Here is a 16,771-nt window from a genome sequence, read left to right as displayed (position 1 = left end):
GCGTGTCCTCCCTTCGCGCCCGCATCACGATCGGCGCCACGCTCATCGTCGCCGTGGTCCTGGCCCTCGGCGCGCTGCTCTTCACCTGGTCCTTGGAACGGTCGCTCATCGCGTCGACCGCCGACGCCGCGGAACGGTCGGCCTCCGCGATGGCTCGCGACCTCGATGACGACGACGGCCTGCTCGTCGGGGTCGACGACGAGGACCTCGCCCAGCTCCTCGCCTCCGACGGGACCGTCCTGGCCAGCAATGCCGGCGCGACGGGGCTGGGTCCGATCACCTCACCCGACCGCGACCAGCGGGTGATCGGCGTCGAGGACGAGCGGTACGTGGTCGTCACCACCTCCACCGAGAACGGCGTCCTCGCCCTCGGAGTCCCACTGGACGAAGTCGATGAATCCGTGGCCACCACCCGGCGTCTGCTGTGGATGGCCGTGCCGGTGCTGCTCGTGCTCGTCGCCGGTGTGACGTGGCTGACCGTGAGCCGCGCGCTGCGTCCCGTCGATCGCATGCGCGCCGAGGTCGAGCAGATCGACGCCGCCGACCTCAGCCGTCGCGTCCCGGTGCCGCCGGGGCGCGACGAGCTCGGCCGCCTCGCTCGCACGATGAACGCCATGCTGGACCGGCTCGAGGCGTCCTCGGAGCAACAGCGCCGGTTCATCTCCGACGCGTCCCACGAGCTGCGCTCCCCCATCGCCGCGATGCACCAGCACGCGGAGGTCGCACAGCGGTACCCCGATCGCGACCTCGACCTGCCGACCACGGTCATCGCCGAGACCGAGCGGCTTCAAGGTCTCGTGTCGGCGATGCTCGTCCTCGCCCGCTCCGACGAGCATGGGCTCGCGCTGCGCCGCGAACCCATCGACCTGGACGATCTCGCGATCGCGGAGGCCGGGCGTCTGCGGTCCTCCACGGCTCTGACCATCGACGGCTCCGCCATCGCCCCAGCCCGCGTCCAGGGCGATCTGCGGCTGCTCGGCCAGGTGTTCCGCAACCTGGCCGACAACGCAGCCCGGCACGCGCGCAGCACCGTGGCGTTCTCCGTGCGCGAGGAGCCGGGAGGTGTCCTCGTCATCGTGGAGGACGACGGCGACGGCATCGATGTGAGGGACCGCGAGCGAGTCTTCGAGCGGTTCGTACGGCTCGATGAGGGGCGGGCCCGCGACGCCGGCGGCAGTGGCCTCGGCCTCGCCATCGTCGCCGAGGTCGTGCGGGCACACGGCGGCGACGTGTCCGTGGATGACAGCGCGCTCGGCGGCGCCCGTTTCAGCCTGCGGTTCCCTGCCTGAAAGCGCGTTCAGCAAGCTTCAGGCGACGTTCAGCGGCCGCGGACGAGAGTGGTACCACTGACCGACCGACCCAGGAGTTGAGTGCCATGAAGAAGACCATCATCGCCGCCGGAGCCGCTGCCGTTCTCCTCGCCGGAGGAGCCGGATACGCCCTCGCCTCGACCGACGACCGCGACGACGTTCCCGAGATCACCCGCTCGACCTCCTCGCCGTCGCCGAGCAGGGTGGCCGATGCCGACGGGCGCGCTGATGACCGTGGCGGCGACGCCGGGCGCATCGATCTGCGCGATGACGACGACGATCGCGACGACCTGACCGGCGAGACGCTCCAGCGCGCCGCGGACGCCGCCCTCGCCCACACCGGTGGCGGCCGTGTGACCGACGCGGAGAAGAGCGATGACGACGACCGTCACGAGTACGAGGTCGAGGTCACGATGGACGACGGCAGCGAGTACGACATCGACCTCGACAAGGACTTCGCGGTCGTCGACGTCGACCATGACACCGACGACTGATCCCCGTCGCGCGAGGAACGACCCGCCCCGGCCCTAGGTGGTCGAGTAGCGGCGCCCTTCGATACGCCGCTCGTTCCTCGCGGCTACTCAGGATCCGCAACGAGCCGCCTCCGGCCCTAGGTAGTCGAGTAGCGGCGCCCTTCGATACGCCGCTCGTTCCTCGCGGCTACTCAGGATCCGGAACGAGCGGCGTATCGAGACCACAGACCGGAACGTGGTCTCAGCCGCGGGCGCGGGCGATGGCGTAGAGGGCGACGCCCGTCGCGACACCGGCGTTGAGTGACTCGAGGTCGCTCGACATGGGGATGCTGACGAGCTGGTCGCAGGTCTCGCTCACGAGGCGGGACAGCCCCTTGCCCTCGCTGCCGACCACGACGACGAGCGGGCCGTCGGCGAGGTCGAGCGCCGGCAGTTCCACGTCGCCGTCGGCGGCGAGACCGACGACCATGAGGCCGGCTTCCTGGTAGGCCTTGAGCTGGCGGGTGAGGTTGGTGGCCCGCGCCACCGGCACCCGCGCCGCGGCACCCGCCGAGGTCTTCCAGGCCGCCGCGGTCATCTGTGCGGCGCGGCGCTCCGGGATCACCACGCCGTGTGCCCCGAAACCGGAGGCCGACCGGACGATGGCGCCGAGATTGCGCGGATCGGTGATCCCGTCGAGCATCACGATGAGCGGCGGCTCGCCGAGTTCCTCGGCGCGCTCCAGGAGGTCGTCGGGATGGGCGTACTCGTACGCGTCGAGCTTGGCGGCGATGCCCTGGTGCACAGCGCCGCCGGTCAGGCGATCGAGCTCTGGGCGGCCGATCTCCAGCAGCGCGATGTGCTGCTCGGCGGCGAGCCGGAAGATCTCCCGCAGACGTTCGTCGCGCTCGGTCCCCTCGGCGACGTAGACCCCGTTGACCGGGACGTTGGCCCGGAGCAGTTCGACGACCGAGTTACGGCCGGCCACCCACTCGGCGCCGCCGTCGCTCGGCTTGCGCCGCGGCTTGCTCTGCTGCCGCTTCTCGACGGCCCGCACCATCTTGTACTTCTTGTGGTTGGGGCGTTCCTCCGCACGCGGCGTCGGCCCCTTGCCTTCCAGGCTGCGGCGACGTCGACCACCGGATCCGGCGGTCGGGTTGCCCTTGCCTGACTTCTTGATGGCGCCTCGACGCTGGCTGTTGCCTGGCATCAGCGCTCTCCCTCCTTGAGGCTCCAGCGGGCGCCCTGCGGAGTGTCCTCCACCTCGACGCCTGCTGCAGCCAGTTGGTCACGAATTCGGTCGGCGGCGGCGAAGTCCTTCGCACCGCGCGCCTCGGCTCGCTGATCGATGAGACGCTGCACGAGGACCGCGAGCGAGTCCTCCGCAGCGGTGTTGGTGCTCGAGGACGCCCACATCGGGTCGAGCGGGTCCAGACCGAGCACGTCGAGCATCGCCCGCACGGCACCGAGCGCCGTCGCGAGGCCGGACGTCTCCCCCGCGCCGAGCAGCTTGTTGCCCTCGGCGACGGTCTCCTGCAGCACGGCAAGCGCAGCGGGGACGGAAAGGTCGTCGTCCATCGCGGCGGCGAAGGCGTCCGGGATCTTGCCGTCGTCGCAGGGGCCGACGAGCTCGGCGGCCCGCCGCACGAACCCCTCGATCCGTGAGAAAGCGGTGGCCGCTTCGACCAGCGCCTCTTCGCTGTACTCGATGATCGAGCGATAGTGCGCTGCCGCCAGGTAGTACCGCAACGCGATGGGCGGGACGCGCTTGACGACCTCGCTGACCATGAGGGTGTTGCCGACGCTCTTGCTCATCTTGGCGTTGCCGAGGTTGAGCATCGCGTTGTGCATCCAGATGCGCGCGAACGGTTGGCCGGCGGCTCGCGACTGGGCGAGTTCGTTCTCGTGGTGCGGGAACCGCAGATCGAGACCGCCGCCGTGGATGTCGAACTCCGGACCGAGGTACTTCGCCGCCATCGCCGAGCATTCGAGGTGCCAACCCGGACGGCCGCGACCCCACGGGGTGGGCCACGAGGCCGACTCGGGTTCGCCCTCCTTGTGTCCCTTCCACAGCGCGAAGTCGCGCGGGTCGCGCTTGCCCTCCAGCGGCGCGTCGGGGGCGGCCTGCATGTCGTCGACGGACTGGTTGGACAGTTCGCCGTACGCAGGCCAGGAGCGCACGTCGAAGTAGACGTCGCCGGAGCCGTCCTCCGCCGGGTAGGCGTGGCCGCGCTCGATCAGCGTCGCGATCATCTCGATCATCTCGGGCACGTGCCCGGTCGCGCGGGGCTCGTACGTCGGCGGCTGGCAGCCCAGCACCTCGTATGCGGCGTGCAGGGCGCGCTCGTTGCGATAGGCGACCGCGAACCAGGGTTCACCGGTCTCCGCGCCCTTGGCGAGGATCTTGTCGTCGATGTCGGTGACGTTGGCGATGATCCGCACCTCGTACCCGGCGCGCTCGAGCCACCGACGCAGGACGTCGAACACGACCTCCTTGCGGATGTGGCCGATGTGCGGCGGACCCTGCACCGTGAGCCCGCAGTGGTAGATCCCGACGCGACCCGGCACCACCGGGTCGAGCGGCGTGATCCGCCGGGTCGCGGAGTCGTAGAGATGCAGCGTCACAGGTCAACCCTATCGGCGCGGGCCATTAGGGTTTCGGGCATGGCGCTCGTTCCACGTGTCGGACTCGGCACTGACGTCCACCGGCTCGTCGCCGGCCGCGAGCTGTGGCTCGCCGGACTGCACTGGCCGGAGGAGGAACTCGGACTGGAGGGGCACTCCGACGGCGACGCGGCCGCACACGCGATGGTCGACGCGCTGCTCTCCGCGGCGGCGCTCGGCGACATCGGCCAGCACTTCGGCACGGCCGCCCCGGAGTTCGCCGGGGCGTCGGGCCACACGTTCCTCACCGAGACCGCGCGGCGTGTTCGCGAGGCCGGTTTCACGATCGGCAACGTCAGCGTGCAGGTGATCGGCAACCGCCCGCGGATCGGTGCGCGCCGTGAGGAGGCGCAGCGCGTCCTCGGCGAGGCGATCGGCGCGCCGGTCGCGGTATCCGGCACCACGACCGACGGACTGGGGCTCACCGGACGCGGCGAAGGCGTGGCGGCCGTCGCGGTGGCCATGCTGTTCGGCTGACACCACCCGCGGCGGTGGGTATGCGTCCTTTTGCGTCTCCTCTTCGGACGCTAGCGCACCGGCACCGCTCACCAACGGACGCAGGCTCACCGCCCCACAACGACGACGGCGCCGCTCCCCGGAGGGAACGGCGCCGTCGGCTGATCGAACTCAGGACGCGAGGACCTCGTCGAGACGGGTCTCGGCCTTGTCCTCGTTGGTGTTCTCCGCGAGCGCGAGCTCGGAGACGAGGATCTGACGTGCCTTGGAGAGCATGCGCTTCTCACCGGCGGACAGTCCGCGATCGTGATCGCGGCGCCAGAGGTCGCGCACGACCTCGGCCACCTTGAGGACGTCGCCGGAGTGCAGCTTCTCGAGGTTCGCCTTGTACCGACGCGACCAGTTGGTGGGTTCCTCGACGTGCTCGGCCCGCAGCACCGAGAACACCCGCTCCAGACCGGCTTCGTCGACCACGTCACGGACGCCGACGAGGTCGACGTTGCACGCCGGGACACGCACGACGAGGTCGTTCTGGGCCACGATCCTCAGAACCAGGTATTCGCGGATCTCCCCCTTGATCGTTCGCGTTTCGATGTCTTCGATGACTGCAGCGCCGTGATTCGGGTACACAACGGTTTCGCCGACAGTGAAAGTCATAGACATTACACCTTTCCTAGGTGACTAGGATAACACGGGAATGCGAGCCAGTTCCCGGCCATTTCCCCCGGGCGGAACGCCCTCCGATACGATGCCATCGTGAGCCTTCGACGACGCCGCCTCGCCGCCACTGCCCTGGTCGCCACCGCTCCGTTCGTGCTGTCCGCGTGCGGCACCAGCTTCAACGCGCAGACGAACAAGCAGTACCAGCCGGGCATCGGGACCAACGTCCGCGACCTGGACAAGTCCGTGCAGGTCTACAACGGGCTCTTCGTCGACAACGGCGACGGCACCGCCACGTTCTCCGGCGCCCTGCTCGCGCGCGGCGAGGACGAGCAGACCATCGAGTCCATCGAGATCACGCCCGGCGAGGGTCAGTCCGTCGAGGCCACCCTCAGCGCGCCGTTGCGCCTGCCCGCCGAGGTCCTCGTGCCGGTCGGCGAGTCCGGCGAGATCTTCGTCGAGAGCCCCGACGTGCGCGCCGGCTACTACGTCACCATGACGCTCAACCTCGCCTCCGGCGACCAGGTGAGCCTGCGGGTGCCTGTCGAGCCGCGCGAGGACATGTACGCCTCCGTGGCCGAGTCGCCCTCGACGCCGGAGGCCCCGGGCGACGTCACCGGCGAGACCGGTGCCGAGGTCGATCCGGACTTCGGTGTGGAGGGAGAGTCGAACCTCGACACCGAGCAGTGACGCACCACCACGACCACGACGAAGGGGGCTGCCGATGGCAGCCCCCTTCGTCGTTCGGTGAGGTCAGTTCGTGACCGGCAGCTCGCCCGTCACGAGGAACACGACCCGGCGGGCCATGTTGACCGCGTGGTCACCCAGGCGCTCGTAGTAGCGGCCGAGCAGCGCGAGGTCGATGGCGGCCTCCATGCCGTGCTCCCAGGAGCCGTCGAGCAGGACGCGGAAGAGGTCGGCGCGCAGGCGGTCCATCTCGTCGTCTTCGACCTCGAGGGCCGCGGCGGCCGTCAGGTCGCGGTTGCCGACGATCCGGGCGGCCTTCTCGATCATCGAGTCGGCGACCGAGGCCATCGAGCGGATGGTGGGCTGGATCGTCAGCGGCACCGCCGACTCGGGAACGCGGCGGCGCGCCACCTTGCTCACGTGCACGGCGAGCGCGTTCATGCGCTGCAGGTCCGCCAGCATGCGCAGCGCGGCGACGATCTGACGAAGGTCGGTGGCGACAGGCTGCTGCGTGGCGAGGACAACGAGCGCGCGCTCCTCCACTTCGTCGATCGACGCGTCGATGTCACGTCCGGCGTCGATGACCTTCTCCGCGATGGTCGTGTCAGCGTGCAGGAGCGCCGTCGTGGAGTCGGCGACCGAGCGCCGGACGGTCGTGGTCAACGTGACGAGGTCGTCGACGATGCGGTCGAGTTGCTCGTAGTACTGGTCTCGCATGCGGCGAGACTACGCCGCGCGGGTGAACGCTCGGCGACCCATGATGAACGCCGCGTGAACGACAACCGAAACTGTGGGCGCGGGCCGGTCCTGGATGCGGATCCTGGGTGAACAGCGCCCTACGATCGAGCATGTGGAGGTCAGCGCGAGCTATGTCATCGTGGGGATGCTCGGCGTCGTGTTCGGCGCCGCGCTCGCCTGGGTGTGGAGTCTGAGCGAACGCCGCCAGGAGTCCGTGCCCGCGGTCGAGGAACCGCCGCTGGTCCCTCCGGGCGTCAAGGACGTCCTCGCCGTGCTCTCCTCCTCGGCCGTCCTCATCGACGACACCGACGCGGTCGTGCAGGCCTCCGCACCGGCGATCGCGCTCGGCATCGTGAGGGACGGGGAGATCGCGCCGCCGGAGCTGACCGAGCTCAGTCATCAGGTCCGCCGCGACGGCCAGGTCCGCGAGGCCGACCTGACGATCCGTCAGCGTCGCCGCCCGCCGATCCACGTGCACGCGCGCGTCGCCCCGTTGACGAGCCGCCTGCAGCTCGTTCTGATCCACGACCGCACCCGCGAGCGGCAGGTCGAGACCATCCGCCGCGATTTCGTGGCCAACGTGAGCCACGAGTTGAAGACCCCCATCGGCGCGCTGAACCTGCTCGCCGAGGCTGTCGGCGAGGCGAAGGACGACCCCGAGGCGGTCACTCGCTTCTCTCAGCGGATGCAAGCCGAGAGCGAGCGGCTCACCCGCCTCGTCCAACAGATCATCGACCTCTCGCGCCTCCAGAACGACACCGCCAGCGAGGACGCCTCGGCGGTCAAGGTCTCCGAGCTCGTTGCAGAGGCGGCCGAGCACTCGGCGACCGAGGCGGAGGGCAAGGACATCGAGATCGCCACCGAGGTGGAGCCCGACCTGATCGTCCACGGCGACCGCGCCCAGCTGCACTCCGCGGTGAGCAACCTCGTCGAGAACGCCGTCACGTACAGCGACGCGGGCGGCAAGGTGTCCGTCATCGCCACGCGCGACGAGGAGGACGTCCGCATCACCGTCTCCGACACCGGTATCGGCATCCCCGATACCGAGTTGGAGCGCATCTTCGAACGCTTCTACCGGGTCGACCCGGCCCGAGCGCGTTCCACGGGTGGCACCGGATTGGGGCTGTCCATCGTCAAGCACGTCGCCGCCAGCAACGGCGGCACCGTCGAGGTCTGGAGCGAACCCGGCCTCGGTTCGTCGTTCACGCTGGTGCTGCCAGCCGTAACGCTCGATGAGGAGCAACTGTGACCAAGGTTCTGATCGTCGAGGACGAGGCTTCCTACAGCGAAGCGCTGTCGTATGTGCTGCGCAAGGAGGGCTTCGACGTCGCCGTCGCCGAGACCGGACCGGACGCGCTGGAGGCGTTCGAACGCGGTGGCGCCGACATCGTCCTGCTCGATCTCATGCTGCCGGGCATCCCCGGCACCGAAGTGTGCCGCACGATCCGTCAGACGTCGGCCGTCCCGATCATCATGGTGAGCGCCAAGGACACCGAGGTCGACAAGGTCGTCGGCCTCGAGCTGGGTGCCGACGACTACGTCACCAAGCCGTACTCGCCACGTGAACTCGTGGCGCGCATCCGCGCCGTGCTGCGCCGCGGCGGCGTGGAGGAGGTCGAGGAGAGCCCCACGCTGCAGGTCGGCTCGGTCCGCATGGACGTCGACCGCCACATCGTCACGGTGGACGGCGAGGAGGTGCGGTTCCCGCTCAAGGAGTTCGAACTGCTCGAGTTCTTCCTGCGTAACCCCGGTCGAGTGCTGACCCGCGGGCAGCTCATCGATCGCGTGTGGGGCGCTGACTACGTCGGTGACACCAAGACGCTCGACGTCCACGTCAAGCGGCTGCGCGCCAAGATCGAACCCGACCCCGCGCATCCTGTCACCCTCACCACGGTCCGAGGCCTCGGTTACAAGTACGGCACCTGACCTGAGGTGTCGGTGGTCGAGTACCGGCGCCCTTCGATACGCCGCTCGTTCCTCGCGGCTACTCAGGAACCGGAACGAGCCGCAATGGAGCCGTGGCAAGGAGGGCGTAGCCGACACGGAGCGAGACCAGTCGACGCAACGTGGTCTCGATACGGCACTCCGCTAGCGCTCCGGCCTACTCGACCACCTACGACGCGGAAGGGGCCGGGTCAGCGGCCTTGGTTGGCGACGGCGGCGATGGCGGCTTCGGCCGCCTCGGGGTCGAGGTAACGGCCGCCCTTCTCGATCGGCTTCATGTCGTCGTCGAGTTCGTAGACGAGCGGGATGCCGGTCGGGATGTTGAGGCCGACGACGGCCTCCTCGGACAGTCCGTCGAGGTGCTTGACGAGGGCGCGCAGCGAGTTGCCGTGGGCTGTCACGAGCACCGTCTTGCCGGCGCGCAGGTCCGGGATGATCTCGTCGTACCAGTACGGCAGCAGCCGCACGAGCACGTGCGCGAGCGCCTCAGTCCGCGGAAGCAGCTCCGACGGCAGCGATGCGTAGCGCGCGTCGCCAGCCTGGCTGAACTCGTCGTCGTCGGCGATCGGCGGCGGCGGGGTCGCGTAGGAGCGGCGCCACGTCATGAACTGCTCCTCGCCGAACTCCTCGAGCGTGGCCTTCTTGTCCTTGCCCTGCAGTGCTCCGTAGTGGCGTTCGTTGAGCCGCCACGACCGCTTGACCGGGATCCAGTGGCGGTCGATGCCGTCGAGCGTGATCTGGGCGGTGCGGATGGCCCGCCGCAGCACCGAGGTGTGCGAGACGTCCGGCAGGATGCCGGCCTCGCGGAGCAGCTCGGGGGCGCGCATGGCCTCCGCGACGCCCTGCTCGTTCAGGTCGACGTCGACCCATCCGGTGAACAGGTTCTTCGCGTTCCATTCGCTGTGACCGTGGCGCAGCAGGACGAGTGTGCTCATGGGCCCAGCGTAGCGATCAGTCGACGCCGTGAGCGATGCGGTGGAGCGCCTGGAGGTAGTCGTCCTGCGAGTGACCGCCGGCGATGGTCCGTGAGGCGTTGACGACGATGAAGGGCGTGGTGTCGACGCCCAGATGCGCGGCCGTGTCGCGCTGCCGCTCCACGTCCTCGGCGTACTCGTTGCTCGCCAGCAGCCCGTCCGCGGCCTCCAGGTCGAGCCCGGCGAGGGCCGCGCGGCTCGCGAGGACGAAGGAGTCGCTGATGTCGGCGCCCTCGAGGAAGTGGGCGCGCCACAGCTGGTGCAGCAGTTCGCGCTGCACCGCCTCGCCGGACTCCATCGCCCAGGTCAGCAATCGCCAGGCGTCGGTGGAGTCGGCGGGCACGATCTCCTCGACGTTGAGCTCGATGGCGCTGATCCGCGCGGCGGCCACGACCTCCTCGGCCGTGGGGGCCCCGGGGACGCGGCAGGCGCGGTAGCCGATCTCGACCGGTTCGCCGGTGAGGATCGTGTACATCGCGGCGGCCCGCTCGAAACGCACGGACCCCACGTACGACCACGCGTCGACGACGTCGACGAAGACGGTCGCCTTCATGCCGTCGGTTCGTCGTCGCGGGGGCGCAGGTGCTTGAACGCCTCGAGGTTGCGGGTGGACTCACCTCGCGCCTCCCGCCACGCCCATTCCTTACGGATCGAGCTGGCGAAGCCCAGTTCGAGGATCGTGTTGAAGGACTCGTCGGCGTACGTGAGGACGGCACCGAGGACCCGGTCGATCTCGTCCTCGGTCACGGCGTGCAGCGGCAGACGTCCGTCGAGGTAGATGTCGCCGACGGCGTCGACGGCGAAGGCCACGCCGAACAGCTTGAAGTTGCGTTCGAGCAACCAGCGGTAGACGGCTTCGTGGTTCTCGTCAGGGCGGCGCGCGACGAAGGCGTGCACCCCCAGCGCGTGACGCCCGACGTCGAGCCGGCACGTGGTCTTGAGCTTGCGCTCGCCGGGAAGGTCGACCTCGAAGACGTCCTCGCCGTGGCGCACGTACTCGAGCTCGGCCGCGTCGAGAGCGGCGACGATGGTGTCGTGGACGGCGCTCATGGCGTGCTCCTCAGTTCCTCGTGGCGTTGACGGACTGCGGCCTCATAACTGGCGATCGTACGGTCGGCCGTCGCGTCCCAACTGAACATCTCCGCGTGGGCGACGGCTTTCCGCCCGACGTCGGAGCGCAACTGCCCGTCGGTGAGGTAGGTGAACAGCGCGTCGGCGTAGTCGCGCGGATCGTGGCCGTCGACGAGGGTGCCGGTGACGCCGTCGGCCACGGCCGTGGTCAGTCCGCCGACGCGCGCGGCGACGACCGGCGTGCCGCAGGCCTGCGCCTCGATCGCCACGAGTCCGAACGACTCGTTGTACGACGGCACGCACACCGCCGAGGCGGCCGAGTACCACTGCGCGAGTTCGGCCTGCGACACCGTCGGGACGAAGTGGACGGCGTCGCGGATGTCGAGCTCCGCCGCCAACTGCTGCAGTTCGTCGGGACGGGCGAGCCCGCTGCCGGACGCTCCCCCGACGACGGCGACCTCCACACCGAGCGCCGGATGACGGCGGCGCAGGCTGGCCACGGCCTTGAGGACGATGTCAGGCGCCTTGAGCGGTTGGATGCGGCCGGCGAACACCACGAGCGGAGTCGTCGGCGCGATACCGAGACGGCGGCGGGCCTCGCCGCGGTCGTGCGGGTGGAAGACGTCGAGGTCGACGCCCGGGTGGACGATGTCGACACGGCCGCCGTCAGCGCCGTAGAGCTCGATGAGCTCGCGGCGCTCCTCGTCGGTGTTGGCGATGAGACGGTCGGCGAAGCGCACGATCTCCTCCTCGCCCCAGACCCGTCCGAGCGGTTCGGGCGTGTCACCGTCAGCGAGGGCAGCGTTCTTGACCTTGGCCATGGTGTGCATCGAGTGGACGAGCGGCACCCCCCATCGGTCGCGGACGACGGTGCCGACCTGGCCGGAGAGCCAGTAGTGGGAGTGGACGAGGTCGAAGTACCCCGGTCCGTGCTCGACCTCGGCACGCAGCACGTCGCGCACGAAGGAGCACAGCTGGGCGGGAAGGTCGTTCTTCTCGAGGCCGTCGAAAGGGCCGGCGGCCACGTGGTGGACGCGGATTCCCGGCTCGGCGTCCACGACAGGAGGCAGGTGGCGGGACGTCGCGCGAGTGAAGATCTCGACCTCGATCCCGCGGCCCGCCAGCCGCCGCGACAGCTCCAGGATGTAGACGTTCATGCCGCCCGCGTCGCCGTTGCCGGGTTGCTCGAGTGGCGACGTGTGCGCCGAGAGCATGGCGATACGGCTGATGTCCACCTAGGCATTCTCCCGCATGCGTCCCAGCGGGCAACGCGACGTCCGCCTCACAGGAGCACCGAGACCAGCGACAGGGACACCCCGGCAGCCACGACGGTGCTGGCCGCGGCGAGCACGAGCAGCCGTCCGGTCCCCCGGGTGAGGGTGCGGAGGTGAACGGTCGTTCCGAGGGCGAACATCCCGGCGGCAAGCAGTCCTGTCGCCAGGCGATCGCCCCCGGACAGCACGGCCCCGTCGAGGAGCCCGGCGCTTCGGACGGCCACAGCACCTAGGAATCCGAGGACGAACCAGGGAACCCGTGGGCGGCCGTCGCCGGCGTCGCTTCGGCCCGCCCCGACGACCAGCGACATCGGGGCGAGCAGCACGACGCGGGCGAGTTTGACGGTGACCGCGACGCCGACCGCTGCCGGCGCAGCCGCGGCGCTCGCGGCGACGACCTGCGCCACTTCGTGGATGCTCGCGCCGGCCCATACGGCCGTTTCCCGTGCGTCGAGTCCGATCACGCTCGCCGTGACCGGCACCGCGACGATCATCACCGAGCCGAAGATCGTCACCATCGCGACCGCTTGGGCGACCACTGCGCTCCGCGCGCGGACGACGTCCTGAACCCCGGCGATCGCCGCCGCGCCGCAGATCGAGAAGCCGACCGCGATGAGCGTGACGAGATCGTCGTCGAGCCCGAGGCGACGGCCGATCGACCGGGTCGCGGAGTACGTCACCGCCACGGTCACGGCCACGATCAGCAGTCCCGTCTGCCCGAGATCGGCCAGCTGACCGAGGGAGAGCCGCAATCCCAGCAGCACGACACCCAGCCGCAACGCGTCTCGCCCCAGCCCGTCCACGCCTTCTGGTCGGTGCGGCAGATGCGCGACGACGATCCCGGCGACGAGCGCGACCACCAGCGGGCTCACCGGCCAACCCGTCGCCAGCGCACCCGCCGCGACGATCGCGGACAGGAGCACGGCACTCCGGGTGACTGACACCGACATGTCTCCACCCTCCCGGCGCACGCGCCCGCTGAGTAGACGCCGGATCGGGAACGGGTCATAAACTGGATTGATGACCCCCGACCTCGAAGGAGCCGAAGTCCTCGTCGCGGTGGACGAGTACGGCAGCATCGGAGCTGCTGCCCGCCGGCTCGGCATCACTCAGCCTGCCGCGAGCGCGCGATTGCGCGCGATGGAGGCGCGCTGGGGCCTGACGCTGGTGGAACGGTCGGCTCGCGGGTCCCAACTCACTGACGAGGGGCGAGCGGTCGCCGGCTGGGGACGCGCCGCGTTCGAGCGGGTGGCGGCGCTGCAGGCGGGTCTCGAAGCGCTGCGAGGCCGGCACGATCGCGACTTGCGCGTCGCCGCGAGCCTGACCGTCGCCGGCTACCTCGTGCCGCGCTGGCTCGGCGAGCTGCGCGCCCGGTACCAGGCCGCCACGCCTCAGCTGATGGTGGTCAACAGCGCTGCCGTGGTCGACCGGGTGCGCGAGGGGACCGCGGACCTCGGCTTCATCGAGACGCCGGACCTTCCATCCGACCTCGCGGTGCGCAAGGTCGGTGAGGACGCACTGGCCGTAGTAGCGCACCCGTCTCACGCGTGGGCGCGACGTGACCGGCCGGTCGACCGGGACGAGCTCGCGCAGGAACCGCTCGTCCTCCGCGAGCCCGGGAGCGGCACACGTCGCACCTTCGAGGCTGCGCTCGGCGCCAGTCCTCAGGTCGCGATGGAGGCGAGTTCGACGGCGAGCCTCGTGGGAGCGGTCATCGCCGGTATCGCGCCCGGAGTGGTGGCCGAGCGCGCCGTCATCGCGGCCGTGCAGAACGGCGATGTCGTCCCTGTGGCGACGATAGTGGACGCCCGACGCCCCTTGAGCGTCGTGTGGTCGCGCGAACGGCGGCTGTCCCGCACCGCGGAGGCACTCGTCGCGATCGCCACGGCGGGCTCTGCGACGATGAGGCCATGAGCACCCAGCCCCTCGCCGTCGTGACCGGTGCCAGCAGCGGCATCGGCGCCGCCACCGCCCGCGCCCTCGCCGCCCAGGGGTACCGCGTCGTCTGCGCGGCTCGCCGCACCGAGCGCATCACGGCGCTCGCGTCCGAGATCGGCGGGTCCGCGGTGACCTGCGACGTCACCGACACCGAGGCGGTCGCGGCGTTGGCCGACGCGGTGGGCCCCTCGCTGGACCTCCTCGTCAACAACGCCGGCGGTGCCATCGGCCTCGAGCGGGTCGACGAGGCCGACCCCGAAGACTGGCGGCGCATGTACGACATCAACGTCATCGGCACCTTGAACGTCACGCGCGCACTGCTTCCGGCGCTGCGCCGAGCGGCGTCGGGCACGGGCACGATCGTCAACGTCGGGTCGATCGCCGGCCACCACGCCTACGAGGGCGGTGGCGGCTACACCGCCGCCAAGCACGGCCTCGCCGTGATGACCGAGACGCTGCGGCTCGAGCTCAACGGCGAACCGGTGCGGATCAGCGAGGTGGCGCCGGGCATGGTGCAGACGGAGGAGTTCTCGCTCACCCGGTTCCGCGGGGATCGGGACCGCGCCGACCAGGTCTACGAGGGTGTCGAGAACCCGCTGTCGGCCGACGACGTCGCGGACGCCATCGCCTGGATCGCCTCGCGACCGGCGCACGTCGACATCGACTTCCTCGTCATCAAGCCGGTCGCGCAGGCGGCCTCGCACAAGGTGGCCCGAGGGCCGCTCGCTCCCCGCTCCTGAGCATCACTCACTTTGCGCCTCTTGGGCGGCGCTGACACAGTGGTGGGCTGGCAATTACTTCTGACCCAAGGAGATCCACGTGCCAGCAATCACGACCGACGGCTCCGCCCATCTTCGGCGCGGTGTCTTCTACCCGGCCCTCGGCTTCCTCGCCGTGGTCGTCGCCCTCAGCGTCGCGTTCCCTTCCGCGACGGAGACGGCCCTCACGACCCTGCAGGACACCGTCGTGCGCGGCCTCGGCTGGTACTACGTCCTGATCGTCTCGGGATTCGTCATCTTCGCGATCTGGATGGGGGTCGGCAGGTTCGGCGACATCGTGCTCGGCAAGGATGAGGACGAACCCGAATTCGGCATCTTCGCCTGGTTCTCGATGCTCTTCGCCGCCGGCATGGGCATCGGCCTGGTCTTCTGGGGAGCGGCTGAACCCCTCACCTTCTTCGTCGACCCCAAGCCGGGCGTCACCGGCTCGGAGGGACAGCTCGTGAACTCGGCGATGTCCCAGGTGTTCTTGCACTGGGGCTTCCACGCGTGGGCGATCTACGTCGTCGTCGGCCTCGCGATGGCCTACGCGATCCACCGCAAGGGCCGTCCGGTCTCGCTGCGGTGGGCGCTGGAACCGGTACTGGGCGACCGTGTGAAGGGCTGGGCCGGCGACATCATCGACGTCGCCGCCATCGTCGGCACCGTCGCCGGTGTCGCCACCTCGCTCGGCCTCGGTGTCCAGCAGATCTCCGCCGGCCTCGTGAGCCTCGGCGTCATCGACGAGGCGCTCGACTGGCACCTCGTGGCCCTGATCATCGGCGTCACCGCCGTCGCGACGCTCTCCGTCGTCAGCGGCGTGGGCCGCGGCATCAAATGGCTCTCCAACGCGAACCTCGGACTCGCGGGCGTCTTCCTCGTGGCGATTCTGGCGCTGGGACCGACCCTGTTCCTGCTGCGCGACTTCGTGCAGAACATCGGCAACTACCTGTTCAACCTCGTGCCGCTGAGCTTCAACACGAGCGCGCTGACCGGCGAGGCGGGCATCGAGTGGCAGGCCGCGTGGACGACGTTCTACTGGGGCTGGTGGATCTCGTGGTCGCCGTTCGTCGGCCTGTTCATCGCGCGGATCTCCCGCGGCCGCACCGTGCGCGAGTTCGTCGCCGGCGTGATGCTCGTGCCGGTTCTGGTCACGATGGCCTGGTTCACGGTCATGGGCGGCAGTGCCATCTACCAGCAGATGAACGGCCAGGACCTCACCAACCCGGACGGCAGTGTCACGAGCGAGAACGCCCTGTTCCAGATGCTCGAGAATCTTCCCGCCAGCGGCCTGCTCTCGGGTGTCGCGATCATCATGATCGTCATCTTCTTCGTCACCTCGTCGGACTCCGGCTCGCTGGTCGTCGACATGCTGAGTCACGGCGGACACCCGGAGCCTCCGACGTGGAGCCGCATCCTGTGGTCGTCCATCGAGGGTCTGGTGGCGATCGGTCTGCTGCTGGCGGGCGGGCTCGTCGCGTTGCAGACGGGAGCGATCCTGACCGCGGTGCCGTTCAGCGTCATCATGATCGCGATGTGCTTCGCCACCTACAAGGCGCTCAAGAGCGAGTATCGGGAGATCCGGCGACTCAGCCGGCGGGCCCGTGAGCGGGAGTGGCAGCTCGAGCTCACCGAGCGGATGACCCCCGCGGTGACGTCGCAGGTGGTGGACACCATCTCGGAGAACTTCGAGGACCACTTCGGCGAGCAGGTCGACGAACGCATCTCGAGCGCGATCGACGAGTACGACGCCGAGCACACCGACACCGACACGAACGGCGGCACGTCCCGCTGACAGCACGAGGCCCCGGTGCTCAGCAGCGCCGGGGCCTCGTCGTCGGTTCG

The 16,771-nt window shown here is 69.8% G+C and carries 18 protein-coding genes; 9 read left to right on the top strand and 9 right to left on the bottom strand.

Annotated features, from left to right (window positions below; genetic code table 11):
• Positions 1-2: 2 nt before the first annotated feature.
• Together EHW97_RS01820 and EHW97_RS01815 are read left to right on the top strand one after the other, a co-directional pair.
• Positions 3-1,289: a sensor histidine kinase gene (locus EHW97_RS01820; RefSeq protein ID WP_208001823.1), complete on the top strand. Its 1,287-nt coding sequence runs from the start codon at positions 3-5 to the stop codon at positions 1,287-1,289.
• 86 nt (positions 1,290-1,375) lie between these two features.
• The gene (locus tag EHW97_RS01815; RefSeq protein WP_124235465.1) at positions 1,376-1,804 is read left to right on the top strand and encodes a PepSY domain-containing protein; all 429 of its coding nucleotides are present in this window, start codon (positions 1,376-1,378) and stop codon (positions 1,802-1,804) included.
• 220 nt (positions 1,805-2,024) lie between these two features.
• On the opposite strand, the gene rlmB is transcribed toward EHW97_RS01815, so the two are convergent.
• Both rlmB and cysS read right to left on the bottom strand, forming a co-directional pair.
• Positions 2,025-2,972 carry a 23S rRNA (guanosine(2251)-2'-O)-methyltransferase RlmB gene (gene rlmB / locus EHW97_RS01810; protein WP_124235464.1) on the bottom strand — a complete coding sequence of 316 codons (948 nt, stop codon included), beginning with the start codon at positions 2,970-2,972 and terminating at the stop codon, positions 2,025-2,027.
• On the bottom strand, positions 2,972-4,387 hold the full coding sequence (gene cysS / locus EHW97_RS01805) for a cysteine--tRNA ligase (RefSeq protein WP_124235463.1): 1,416 nt from the start codon (positions 4,385-4,387) through the stop codon (positions 2,972-2,974). Before cysS ends, rlmB begins: the two co-directional genes overlap by 1 nt.
• A 39-nt stretch (positions 4,388-4,426) precedes the next feature.
• Here cysS and ispF point away from each other — a divergent pair, with 39 nt between their 5' ends.
• On the top strand, positions 4,427-4,903 hold the full coding sequence (gene ispF / locus EHW97_RS01800) for a 2-C-methyl-D-erythritol 2,4-cyclodiphosphate synthase (protein ID WP_124235462.1): 477 nt from the start codon (positions 4,427-4,429) through the stop codon (positions 4,901-4,903).
• Between the two features lie 150 nt (positions 4,904-5,053).
• Here the strand turns inward: ispF and EHW97_RS01795 are convergent, their stop codons facing one another.
• A complete protein-coding gene (locus EHW97_RS01795) occupies positions 5,054-5,539 on the bottom strand; it encodes a CarD family transcriptional regulator (RefSeq protein WP_121795165.1) in 486 nt (161 codons plus the stop codon).
• 99 nt (positions 5,540-5,638) lie between these two features.
• Here EHW97_RS01795 and EHW97_RS01790 point away from each other — a divergent pair, with 99 nt between their 5' ends.
• Positions 5,639-6,232 carry a hypothetical protein gene (locus EHW97_RS01790; RefSeq protein WP_124235461.1) on the top strand — a complete coding sequence of 198 codons (594 nt, stop codon included), beginning with the start codon at positions 5,639-5,641 and terminating at the stop codon, positions 6,230-6,232.
• Positions 6,233-6,295: 63 nt separating this feature from the next.
• Here the strand turns inward: EHW97_RS01790 and phoU are convergent, their stop codons facing one another.
• A complete protein-coding gene (phoU, locus tag EHW97_RS01785; protein WP_124235460.1) occupies positions 6,296-6,946 on the bottom strand; it encodes a phosphate signaling complex protein PhoU in 651 nt (216 codons plus the stop codon).
• A gap of 133 nt (positions 6,947-7,079) precedes the next feature.
• Between phoU and EHW97_RS01780 the strand changes: the two genes are divergently transcribed.
• Both EHW97_RS01780 and EHW97_RS01775 read left to right on the top strand, forming a co-directional pair.
• Entirely contained in the window at positions 7,080-8,216 is a 1,137-nt protein-coding gene (locus EHW97_RS01780) for a sensor histidine kinase (RefSeq protein WP_124235459.1), read from the top strand.
• The gene (locus tag EHW97_RS01775) at positions 8,213-8,893 is read left to right on the top strand and encodes a response regulator transcription factor (RefSeq protein ID WP_124235458.1); all 681 of its coding nucleotides are present in this window, start codon (positions 8,213-8,215) and stop codon (positions 8,891-8,893) included. Before EHW97_RS01780 ends, EHW97_RS01775 begins: the two co-directional genes overlap by 4 nt.
• Before the next feature lie 209 nt (positions 8,894-9,102).
• Here EHW97_RS01775 and EHW97_RS01770 read toward each other — a convergent pair whose 3' ends face one another.
• The 5 genes from EHW97_RS01770 to EHW97_RS01750 are packed head-to-tail and all read right to left on the bottom strand — an operon-like array spanning position 9,103 to position 13,180.
• Positions 9,103-9,846: a phosphoglyceromutase gene (locus tag EHW97_RS01770; RefSeq protein ID WP_124235457.1), complete on the bottom strand. Its 744-nt coding sequence runs from the start codon at positions 9,844-9,846 to the stop codon at positions 9,103-9,105.
• Positions 9,847-9,862: 16 nt separating this feature from the next.
• Positions 9,863-10,438 (bottom strand): DsbA family oxidoreductase, encoded by a 576-nt coding sequence (locus EHW97_RS01765; RefSeq protein WP_124235456.1) that lies wholly within the window; start codon positions 10,436-10,438, stop codon positions 9,863-9,865.
• Positions 10,435-10,935 carry a type III secretion system chaperone family protein gene (locus EHW97_RS01760; protein ID WP_124235455.1) on the bottom strand — a complete coding sequence of 167 codons (501 nt, stop codon included), beginning with the start codon at positions 10,933-10,935 and terminating at the stop codon, positions 10,435-10,437. The genes EHW97_RS01765 and EHW97_RS01760 overlap by 4 nt, the downstream gene beginning before the upstream one ends.
• Positions 10,932-12,191 (bottom strand): D-inositol-3-phosphate glycosyltransferase, encoded by a 1,260-nt coding sequence (gene mshA / locus EHW97_RS01755; RefSeq protein WP_341770275.1) that lies wholly within the window; start codon positions 12,189-12,191, stop codon positions 10,932-10,934. Before mshA ends, EHW97_RS01760 begins: the two co-directional genes overlap by 4 nt.
• Positions 12,192-12,238: 47 nt before the next feature.
• The gene (locus tag EHW97_RS01750) at positions 12,239-13,180 is read right to left on the bottom strand and encodes a YeiH family protein (RefSeq protein ID WP_166367349.1); all 942 of its coding nucleotides are present in this window, start codon (positions 13,178-13,180) and stop codon (positions 12,239-12,241) included.
• A 70-nt stretch (positions 13,181-13,250) separates the two neighbouring features.
• Here EHW97_RS01750 and EHW97_RS01745 point away from each other — a divergent pair, with 70 nt between their 5' ends.
• The 3 genes from EHW97_RS01745 to EHW97_RS01735 all read left to right on the top strand — a co-directional run bounded on the left by EHW97_RS01745 (position 13,251) and on the right by EHW97_RS01735 (position 16,721).
• Complete coding sequence (locus tag EHW97_RS01745) at positions 13,251-14,144, top strand: LysR family transcriptional regulator (protein WP_124235453.1); 894 nt, start codon at positions 13,251-13,253, stop codon at positions 14,142-14,144.
• On the top strand, positions 14,141-14,908 hold the full coding sequence (locus tag EHW97_RS01740) for an SDR family NAD(P)-dependent oxidoreductase (protein ID WP_124235452.1): 768 nt from the start codon (positions 14,141-14,143) through the stop codon (positions 14,906-14,908). The genes EHW97_RS01745 and EHW97_RS01740 overlap by 4 nt, the downstream gene beginning before the upstream one ends.
• A 79-nt stretch (positions 14,909-14,987) precedes the next feature.
• Entirely contained in the window at positions 14,988-16,721 is a 1,734-nt protein-coding gene (locus EHW97_RS01735) for a BCCT family transporter (protein ID WP_243696260.1), read from the top strand.
• Positions 16,722-16,771: the final 50 nt, after the last annotated feature.

Source organism: Aeromicrobium camelliae (assembly GCF_003850045.1).
In the GTDB taxonomy this organism is placed as follows: domain Bacteria; phylum Actinomycetota; class Actinomycetes; order Propionibacteriales; family Nocardioidaceae; genus Aeromicrobium; species Aeromicrobium camelliae.
Note: the sequence above shows the minus strand (reverse complement) of the source record. Positions and strands in the feature narration are given on the sequence as shown.

Excerpts from the sequence above, each read along its gene's own strand:
- EHW97_RS01815 (WP_124235465.1), top strand. The coding sequence starts at position 1,376 with ATGAAGAAGACCATCATCGCCGCCGGAGCCGCTGCCGTTCTCCTCGCC.
- rlmB (WP_124235464.1), bottom strand. The coding sequence starts at position 2,972 with ATGCCAGGCAACAGCCAGCGTCGAGGCGCCATCAAGAAGTCAGGCAAG.
- ispF (WP_124235462.1), top strand. The coding sequence starts at position 4,427 with ATGGCGCTCGTTCCACGTGTCGGACTCGGCACTGACGTCCACCGGCTC.
- EHW97_RS01795 (WP_121795165.1), bottom strand. The coding sequence starts at position 5,539 with ATGACTTTCACTGTCGGCGAAACCGTTGTGTACCCGAATCACGGCGCT.
- phoU (WP_124235460.1), bottom strand. The coding sequence starts at position 6,946 with ATGCGAGACCAGTACTACGAGCAACTCGACCGCATCGTCGACGACCTC.
- EHW97_RS01770 (WP_124235457.1), bottom strand. The coding sequence starts at position 9,846 with ATGAGCACACTCGTCCTGCTGCGCCACGGTCACAGCGAATGGAACGCG.
- EHW97_RS01765 (WP_124235456.1), bottom strand. The coding sequence starts at position 10,438 with ATGAAGGCGACCGTCTTCGTCGACGTCGTCGACGCGTGGTCGTACGTG.
- EHW97_RS01760 (WP_124235455.1), bottom strand. The coding sequence starts at position 10,935 with ATGAGCGCCGTCCACGACACCATCGTCGCCGCTCTCGACGCGGCCGAG.
- EHW97_RS01750 (WP_166367349.1), bottom strand. The coding sequence starts at position 13,180 with ATGTCGGTGTCAGTCACCCGGAGTGCCGTGCTCCTGTCCGCGATCGTC.
- EHW97_RS01745 (WP_124235453.1), top strand. The coding sequence starts at position 13,251 with ATGACCCCCGACCTCGAAGGAGCCGAAGTCCTCGTCGCGGTGGACGAG.
- EHW97_RS01740 (WP_124235452.1), top strand. The coding sequence starts at position 14,141 with ATGAGCACCCAGCCCCTCGCCGTCGTGACCGGTGCCAGCAGCGGCATC.